We start from the raw sequence: 9,200 nt of genomic DNA, 5'->3' as shown, positions 1-9,200 counted from the left end.
CTCAAATCTAACTGCTAAGTGCTAACTGCTAACTGCTAACTGCTAAAAGCTAACTGCTAAAAGCTAACTGCTAAAAGCTAACTGCTAAAAGCTAACTGCTAAAAGCTAACTGCCAACTGCTAACTGCTAAAACACATCCCTCAGTGACGTCAGCGCCAATGGCTCTTTGGTGGCGAAGGGTTCTCCGTAGCGGCGGGCGATCAGGTTGCCGAAGTAGGCTCCGTCGATTTTGATTCGATCGAGCATCGTCGGCGGGTCGGTCGGGCGGCCGACGACGAACTGGCTTTCGTAGGCGCGGATCGATTCGAGTTTTTGTTCCATCGTGTCGCTGATGTCCACAATCCAACTGGGTTGGACGGCCAGACGCAGGTGAATGCAGAAGTAATAAAACGTTCGCTCGGGATGAAACCGTTCTCCCGGCATGTCGGTCTTGCTGAGCTTGGCCCAAAACCGGGCCGCTTCGATCAACTCGGTGGCAACGACATGATCGGGATGGGCGTCGTGAAAATACGGCGCGAACACCCAACGCGGGCGCAGCATCCGAAAGTAGCTAGCGATCCGCTTTCTCGCTTCGAGCGTGTGTTGCAATTCGCGGTTGACCAGCCCCGCATTGCCGCGCCACGTGACGTTCAGGATTTCGGTTGCACGGATCGTCTCGGTGCGGCGAATGATTTCGCTTCCGTGCGGCGTCGGTTCCCCGGTGGTCAGATCCAAGATCCCGACCCGCATGCCTTGGCGGATCATTTTGGCGATCGTTCCGCCCATCCCGATCTCGGCATCATCGGGGTGTGGGGCGACAACCAGGAAATCGAGTGGCTGGACGTCACCGATCGACTCGGGGCCGTCAGTATGGATTTCGGTCATCGTTGATAGATCGGCAAGTAATGGTAGCGCACGGAAAGGGAAAGCAACGCCAGCGAAGTGGAGTAGACCAAACCGACGTTGCGTTCTTCGCCACCGGGCGACATCCACGATCCGTCGCTACGTTGTCGCGGCAACAACAACGAGGAGACGACGCGGCCGGATTCGTCGGCGTACTTGCCGCCGACCTGGTGCATGCCTTGGGCGTAGTAATACAGTCCGTAAAACAGGTAACGTTCGTTGGTCTTGGGGCGATGGCTGAACAACCAATCCGCCGCCGCGGCCACTTCGGGAGCGTCGTATTGTCCACAGACTTGCATCGCCAGCAATCCGGCTGCCGTCATCGTAAACGAGGGGCGTGATTGCCCCGGTGTGTAACTGAAGCCGCCTTCGCCGACCCCGGTCGCGGTGCGTCGTCCGGTGAAGGAATTGCGCAGGTAATCGAGGGCTTTGTCGATCGCTTCGCTGGGGACGTTCATCTGGTCGTTCTTGGCCGAGCGCAAGGCCATCAGTTGCCAGATCGAAACGGACAGGTCACTGTCGCGTGATTGGGGTGAGTACCTCCATCCGCCTTCGAGTTTTCGTTCCTTCCGGACCGCTTGGGAAGAAAGGATCAATCGCAGGGCACGTTCGAGCCGTTCATGAATCAGCTCGTTCTGTTTCGGCGTCGCGCCCATGCCCAGCATTTCGGTCAACATCAACGTGACGATCCCGTGGCCATACATCCGCGAACCGTCATAGGCACCGAAGTATCCGGAATCGTTTTGGTGGTCCGGTCTGAGCACGAAGTCGAGTGCGGCACGCATGGCCCGCCCGCGTCGCGTGGGCTCGGCCGGTTCGGTGCCGATCGCCGCCAGCGCCATGATCGCCAGCGAAGTGAGCGCAAGTTCGTGACCACGGTCGGTGATCGCCCCGGTGGAACGTTGGTTGCGCAGCAGAAACTCGATCGCGCGGTCACAGGCTTGGTCCAATTCATCGTCGACGTACAGGTTGTCGATCGACGGCGGCTCATCGGACCATGCCGGGGTTGCCAACAGTCCGGTCAGCGCGCCGGCGAGCGAGAACAGGTCGCGGCGACGGAGACGGGGCAACGGCGTTGATGGATCGTGGTCCCGTCGGCTTACGCCAGCCGGCTGATGGTCGGCGGGGATCAGCCGGTTCGCGCCGGCGACCGGGCAACCTACGACTTCACCCTTCTCGCTGGCACTGGTACTTAGACGTCTCACCATGGCTCCCGTCTCCCCCGACTTTGTCCGAAAGAAGGGTCGAACGCAGCAAGAGGAGGTCGACACGTCAATCGCCGACGCAACATTGGATTCGGTTTTGCGGTTCCGTGGCATCATTTCGTCTCCGCGGCTCGTTTGGAGAGCGCTTTGAAATAGGCTTTGATCTCACGAGCGTAGCCCGGCGGAATTTGAATCGATCGGCCTTGTGCGGCGTCATCGACTCCGCGTCGACGCAGGTCGCCCCAATCACCGTCGGCGATCGCACCCTGGATCAAATCGATCTCGTCGGGGCCGTCCGGCATGTCGCCTTCGCCGGATTCGGAAACCGGGTTCGGCGACGAGGCATCGGAGTTGGACGGTTCGCCGGGTTGCTCGCCGGCTTGTGCCTGTTGCAGACTTTTTAATCGTTCGCGGGCAGCCTGCTGCATTTGGGCTTCGAGCATCTGGGCGAGCGTCGGCGAGGCTTCGACGGCGTTCTGCGGCGGCTGGCCGGAACCGGGGCGACCGTCTGCGTTGGGATCGTTGAACGGTTGACCGCCGGGTTCGTTACCACTTTGTCCGCTGGCCGGCTGTCCCTGGTCGCCTTCGGACGGTTGGCCCGATGCCGGTTTGGAGTCGGACGGCTGTTGAGCGGACTGAGATGCTTGAGCGGCGAGGGAACGATCCAGTTCATCAAGTGTCTGAGCCATTTGCCGGGCAGAGGGCTGGTTGCCGGAGGGTTGGCTGCTGGAAGGTTGGCCGGACTGTGCGGCTTGCTGCCCCGAGGAAGGTTGTTGGCCGGACTCGGATGCAGTCCCCGAGGGGGTTGGGCTGGACGGCTGGCTGGGTTGCTGGCTGGGTTGCTGGCTGGGCGATTGGGTCGCGTCGGCGCTGGCCGATTGGCTCGGCGCCGGACGGTCTGAATCCCCCGATTCACCTGGCGGTTGGCTGGACTGGCCGTCGGGCGTCTGGGATTGACCGAGCATCGACTGGACCGCTTCGGCTTGAGCGGCGATTTTTTCCTTCGCATCTTGCAGCGCCTCGGCGGCAGCGGCGGCGTTGTTACTTTCGTCGGCGGTTTGCTCCAATTCTTCCCCGGCTTGCTTGGCGGCCTGCCCAGCGAGCTGCTCGGTTTGCTGTGATGCCTGGGCGAGTTGTTCGGCCGCGCGATCGTTTTCTAAACGGGCTTCATGGCGGGACGCGCGGGCCAGGTCATCGGTGGCGGTTTGCACATTGTCTTGCACCAACCCCTGCTGTTTGGCCAGGCTTTCGGCCGACTCGGAGGTGGCGCGGAGATCCGGAGCGATGTCGGAATCGTCGGCAAGCTGACCGAGTTCTTGAGCGAGTTGCTGTAGCCGTTCTGCCGCGTTGTTGGCCACTTTTTCACCCAGTTGTGCAGCCGGGTTGGCTTTGTCCAGCGGCGCGACTTTGGTTTGATTGATTTCGTTGGCGCGTTTGACAGCCTCCTTGCCGCGGCCGGTTGCCAGGTCTTTGGTTTGGCGCGACTGCTCGATCGCCCGCGACGCCTCAGCGATCAAGTCCTGTTGTTTTTCCACCTCTCGCTTGTGCCAGTCGTTGTCGGGATTTTTCTTCAGCTTGTCTTGCTCTCGGTTGAGCGCGTTTTCGGCACTGCGCTTTTTCTGTTCATTTTCGCGGACCCGTCGGCCGGCGTCTTTTTCAGTCGAAGCCCATTTCTTTCGCTGTTGGTCGAGTGCGCGAAGCTCGTCATTTCGCAATTGGTTCTCGTTGCGCTGCATCGACTCCGCGGCGGTGTTGCGTTTTTGTTTGTCACCGTGCAGATCCTTTTCCGCCTGTTGGGCCAATTGCCCGGCGGCTTGCCGGGTTTCTTCGGCGGCCTGTTTGACATCCTGTTGCATCTGGCGCGTTGCCGATTGCAGTTCGCTGAGGGTGGGTTTGCCGCGTGAGACCTGTTCGGCTTGGTTGATCGAATCGTTGAGTTTTTGGCGAGTTTCTTCGATCGATTCACGTGTTTTCGGATCATCGCCCCAGCCGGCCGTTTTGGATGCGGTGGCAAGCGTCCGGTCGCGCAAGGTTTTTGCCCGCCCGATAAACTCGTCGAGCATCAGTTGCTTTTGGCGCTTTTGTTCGGCGAAGGCGTCGTCGTCGGATTCCAGTCGACGTTGCAATTCGTCTTCATCCTTGGCGGCCTGTTTCAAGTTCTCGGCGACCTCACCGACGATTTTCTCGGCGATCTCGCTGAGCGCGTTTTGCATCGGTTCATTGCGTTGCAGTTCCTCTTCGAGTTGTCGCAACAGTTCGCGTGGGTCTTGTTTGGCGGCATCGGCCATCTCGCTGGCGCTGTCGTATCGCTGCTCCAGTTCTTCGGCGGCTTTCAATTGTGCTTCCGCTTGACGCAATTGTTCTCGCGACTCCGCGATGTCGTCACCGTTTTCGATTTTTTCGAAGTGATCGGCGGTTTGTTCGAGTCGCTCGGAGAGTTCACCGAGCTTTTGTTCAGCCGATTCGAGCGCCTCGTCACGTTGTTGATCGGACTGGGCCGTCTCGGCTTCTTTGAGCGCGTCCTTGGTCTTCTGGACCGCTTCGGCGATCAATTCCGCGGCGGCGTCGGCGTCACGAGCGATTTCCCGCTGCTGGTCATCGATGATGTCGGTCGTGTTGGCTTGGTCGATCAGTGACCCGATGGTCTCGGTCGCCTTCTCGATCGCTTCTTCTTGTCGCGGCTGGACCTCCTCGGCCGATTCCTCGCTCGCATCGGGCCGTTGGTCGGTTTCTTGTTTGGCCTGTTCTGCTTTTTCGGCGGCTTCGCGCGCCTGTTCGGAAAGCGTCAACACGTAGCGGCGCAGCACGTCTCGCGCCTGTTCCGTTTTTTCTGACAGGCCCACCAGTCCGGTTTGCAGGTCACGTGCGAGCGATTCGAGCGGTTTGCCGGCCGAGGCAAAGCGGTCCAGGTTCCAACGTCGGGGATCGATTCGATTGTTGGCCTGGGTGTGATCATCGTTGTGGCGTGTCTCGTCGATCGGCCGCAACACCGTCTCCCAGTCGACTTGCGACTGTCGCAGGTAGCGGACGCCCAATTCGATTCGGATGTCTTGCAACTTGAACCAAATCGGATGATAGATCTTTCGCAGCGGCGCGGTATCGCTTTGGTTCTCGCCTTCGCGGATCGCCAGCCAGTCTTCGCGCGCCGCGGCGATGTCACTGGCCGCCTGCAGCGTACTGATCGCGGCGGCGATGGAGTTCAGAACCCGATCGGCCGGTTCGTCTTCGTAGTCTTGGTAACCGTTTTCGGTGACGTTCTTGATCGCACGGACGAACAGGTTTTGATCGGCGGCATACTTCAAATCGACTTTGGATTTGGCGCGATTGAGTTTCTCTTGGCCTGCCGCACCCACCATCAACCGATTTCGTTCGGTCTGCCATTTGAGTTGTCCCCACTGGACCGCCAATCCGTTCTTGACCGCATCGTCGGCATTGCGATCGCCTTGGGTCGCTTTCTGAGCCGCTTGCCATTCTCGTCCGGCGTCGAACAAACGTCGCGTCAGGTCCGACAGGTAACCCATTTCTTTGCGAAGGTCACGCCCCCAACGCAACACCGTGTCGTGGGTCGCAGAATAGACCACGTGTTGGGGTTTGTCTTTGACTTCATCGCGTAATGATTTCAACACGGCGTAGACTTGATCGCGACGCGCCTGGTCTTCCAGCAGGGTTTCGATTTGCAGGTTCCAACGCTGGGACCAACGCATCCAGGAGTCACCGGAAAGATGTTGCGAATGTTGTGGGGATAACAGCGACTCGTATTGTGCGATCAGCCGATCGATTTCGGCCAATTGACCAGCCACCAGGGTCAGGTAGCGGGGCAGACGCTGCCGGGGCATATCGTCGACCAAGCGGTTGACGCTCTCACGCAGCATGCTGACGTCGGAATACAGAGACGCAGACAGGGCGAGCGCGAACCGTGCCTGGGCAAACTCACCCAACCGGTCGCATTGGTAGGCCGTCTGGTTTGCCTCGCGGCCGACGGCTTGGCGATTCTTTTCGTGCTCCTTGCTCCACACGTCTGCCTGGTTTTCGGAAAGCCATTGCATCTGTTTGATCTGGCCATCCAGCCGTGTCTCGACGTCGATGATGGCTCTGCCGACCAATTCGGTCATCGACGCGCTAGCGGTATTTTGAGTTGCAGTCAGCGTTTCAGACAGACTCTTGACCAACGCGACCGATTCCTGCTGCAACGGTTTCCACTTGGTGTCGATCTCTTCCAAGCCTTCGAAGTCTCCTGAGTTGCCGATATCCTGCAGATCCTCAGCGAGCTGCTTGGATTGCTGGGACCACTTCATGATGCGGTCGACTTGCTGGGCGAACGGTTGCAGAAACTGGTGTCGATCGGCGTCAAAGCCATCGCCGGCGATCAGAAACTCGATCAGCGGCGATTCGGTTCGTGCCCCGCGGCGGTCGATGGCGACGAGTCGTGTTCGAACAAGATCACCCGCGGAAAGCTGTGGTGTTCGCGAGTTTTCGCCCAAGCGGTGCATCATGTCCCAGGACCAATTGAGATCCAATTTTCGATTCTCCGCTTCGATCGGCAACGCATACGATTCGAATCGCCGTTCGTTGACACGGACTTCTTGGATGACACGTTCCAGCGGCAGATCATCGGCGGCATAAGCGGCCATCTCGACGACGTCTAACGACGACACCATTTGGCTGGGTTTGGTTTCATTTGACCAACGGACAATTGGGGGCGTGTCCAAGACCGGGGTGATCATGTTGGTCGGGCTGAACGGGTTATCCAGTCCGCTGCGGACGCTGGTCGCATCGACTTGATATTGACCGGAAGTTTTGATCGAAATCCGAGTCAGAAACTTGGTCGAGGATTCGTCGACGGGCTCCATCTCGCTGCGAGCACCGCGGACACCGAATCGGACGACGGGGTTTTCGACGGGTTGATCAAACGTCACCGTCACCTCAGCCGTCGTACCCTGTAGCGCTTTCAAGTCCCCGTGTTCTTCATCGGCGGTGCGATCATCGAGTCGGGCGTAGGTCGGCAAGCGATAGCGTTTTTCATAGCGTACGACGCGTGGTCGGGGCAAAGGCGTCAGTTCGTGCCAAAGTGTGATCGCGTCACCGGCCGTGATGCGATATTGGATCGGTACCGAGCCGACGGACAAATTGGCCGCAAATCGTCCGCCGGGTGCGTCATCGATCGCAACATCATCGGATGCTTCTGAACCGGTAGAGGCGGTCGTCGCGTCGGCGGAGTCACCGGGCCGAAACGCGGACGCATCCATCCGCGGCGTCATCAGTGACTCGCCGGAGGTCCCGTCGGCACTGCGCCAGTGCAGCATCACATCGTCCGCTTCGGCCCCGTCGACGCGCACGATCACGCCCACCGCGTCCCGTTCGGCGACGTAGCCCGACATCGGAGACGGTTCCAGGATGGTGACTTTGGTCCGAGACGCTCGTTCGATGGCGAACCCGGGAAGTGCGGCGCGGGCAAAGCGACGGCCGAATTGTGCCGAGGGGATAAACATCAACGCGATGCAAAACAACGCGACCGTGGATCCACTGAGCACCCAGCGGCGAACCAATCGCAACGGCAGCACCTGGCCCACATCAACTTTCGCGATCCGGCGGGCCACGCGGCTTTGCAACAGGCGTCGAAAATAGGGCGACCCGTTGGCGGAATCGGGATCGGCCAATTCGACGGCGGCGACCAGGTTTTCGCGCAAGTTCGGCGCGACACTTTCGACGTGGCGGGCAATTTCCAACTCGTCGCGGACGGCGAAGGACGACAACCCCGTCAGCCACATCGCCGCTGCGGTTGCCACGTAGATCCCGATGCTGAGTGTCCAGCGCACGGCGTCGCTGAAAAAGAACAGGTAATCCAAAGTCGCCAGTAATAACGCCAGCGAGATGAACACCAGCAGTCCGACGCCGATCGCGCGGGCGGCCAGCAACATTCCGCGTCGTCGACGGAACGCGGCCAGCGTCCGCGTGGTGATCGGATCCAGCCCCGTTCGGGCTCTCGAGTGTTCGCGTACTGTTGCCATTTCTGTTTCCTGTCCGTTAGACCAATCCGGCTCGTTTGCGACACCACCATTCGATGGTCAGCAACGCGATGATCAACCAAAACCACAGATACGATTGCCAAAGCACCGTGTCGGTTTCGATGACGGTGCCGCTGGAGAGCGGTTTGAGTAATTCCAGCATCCGTTCGGCGTCGGATTCATGGATGTACGTTCCGTCGCCGGCCGACGCGATCTGACGCAACGCGTCTTCATCCAGACTCATCCGCTGCATTTCGGCGTGATCGTCTTCGGTGACCCAAATCGGCGTCGATGCCAGCAGCGCGGATTCATCAAACCCGCTGGCGCGAATTCGGATCGAATACTCACCGCCGGGTAACGGCGGCACTTGGCCGACATAGGTGCCGCGGTTGGGGTTGTCGACACTCAATGGCACCGTGGCGATCTTGTTGCCGTCACGCATGACGAGCGCATCGACGGTGGCATCCGCGACGGGATTGCCACGGACGTCACGTAACCGTGCGCGGACTGCGACCGATTCCCCGCCCCGGTATTCGACCTTGTCGGTGCCGATGGAAACGTACTGGTCACTGGCGGAAAACGGCGGTTCCATCGCCGCGACGACCAACTGGTTCCAAAACCGGGCGTGAAATCGATCGGCAACTTTGTAGCGCCAGCGCCAGGTTTGATCGGAGGCAAAATAGAACACGCGTCCGGCCCCGTACATTCGCGTGGCCAACCACGGTGTGCGGGTGCCGTTGTCCGATACCGCTTCGCCCCAAGCCTCCGCCCCTTCACTCAATTCGACATCCGCACTCCACTTGGGAGCCGGCAGGGAACGCCAAAACGAATCCAATTGGTCGGTTTGATCGATCAAGCCGAGCGCGGGTTGCTCCAGCCCGGCCGGTGTCGCCTGCAATCGGCTGGGCGGCGGCAAAGTGGAGCTTCCTCGATATCGAACCGGCATCAATTCCCCGAATTCGGTCGCGGCCAACGCGCGGAGTTTTCCGAACCGACCGTCGATAATCACCAGACCACCGCCGCCGGCGACGAAGCGGGACAGCAGACCTCGGTCGCCGGTCGTGAATTGCGAAGAATCAATTTCACCCAACAGAACGGCATCGTACTG

3 protein-coding genes and 1 pseudogene are annotated in these 9,200 nt (G+C 59.8%); all 4 read right to left on the bottom strand.

Features of this window, described 5'->3' with window-relative positions; genetic code table 11:
- Positions 1-126: 126 nt before the first annotated feature.
- Positions 127-864, bottom strand: coding sequence for a bacillithiol biosynthesis deacetylase BshB1 (gene bshB1 / locus ABX749_RS11505; RefSeq protein WP_372896107.1), 738 nt, complete (start codon positions 862-864; stop codon positions 127-129).
- Entirely contained in the window at positions 861-1,952 is a 1,092-nt protein-coding gene (locus tag ABX749_RS11500; RefSeq protein ID WP_372896106.1) for a prenyltransferase/squalene oxidase repeat-containing protein, read from the bottom strand. The genes bshB1 and ABX749_RS11500 overlap by 4 nt, the downstream gene beginning before the upstream one ends.
- A gap of 248 nt (positions 1,953-2,200) precedes the next feature.
- A complete protein-coding gene (locus ABX749_RS11495; protein ID WP_372896105.1) occupies positions 2,201-8,095 on the bottom strand; it encodes a hypothetical protein in 5,895 nt (1,964 codons plus the stop codon).
- A 16-nt stretch (positions 8,096-8,111) separates the two neighbouring features.
- Positions 8,112-9,200: pseudogene (locus ABX749_RS11490) on the bottom strand (VWA domain-containing protein); the annotation flags it as partial.

The organism is Stieleria sp. (genome assembly GCF_041595215.1).
Classification (GTDB): domain Bacteria; phylum Planctomycetota; class Planctomycetia; order Pirellulales; family Pirellulaceae; genus Stieleria; species Stieleria magnilauensis.
The sequence above is the reverse complement of the archived record's forward strand: the minus strand, read 5'-3'. Positions and strand labels throughout refer to the sequence as shown.

Bases quoted from the DNA above. Each gene is read 5' to 3' on its own strand.
- ABX749_RS11495 (WP_372896105.1), bottom strand. From the start codon at position 8,095: ATGGCAACAGTACGCGAACACTCGAGAGCCCGAACGGGGCTGGATCCG.
- bshB1 (WP_372896107.1), bottom strand. From the start codon at position 864: ATGACCGAAATCCATACTGACGGCCCCGAGTCGATCGGTGACGTCCAG.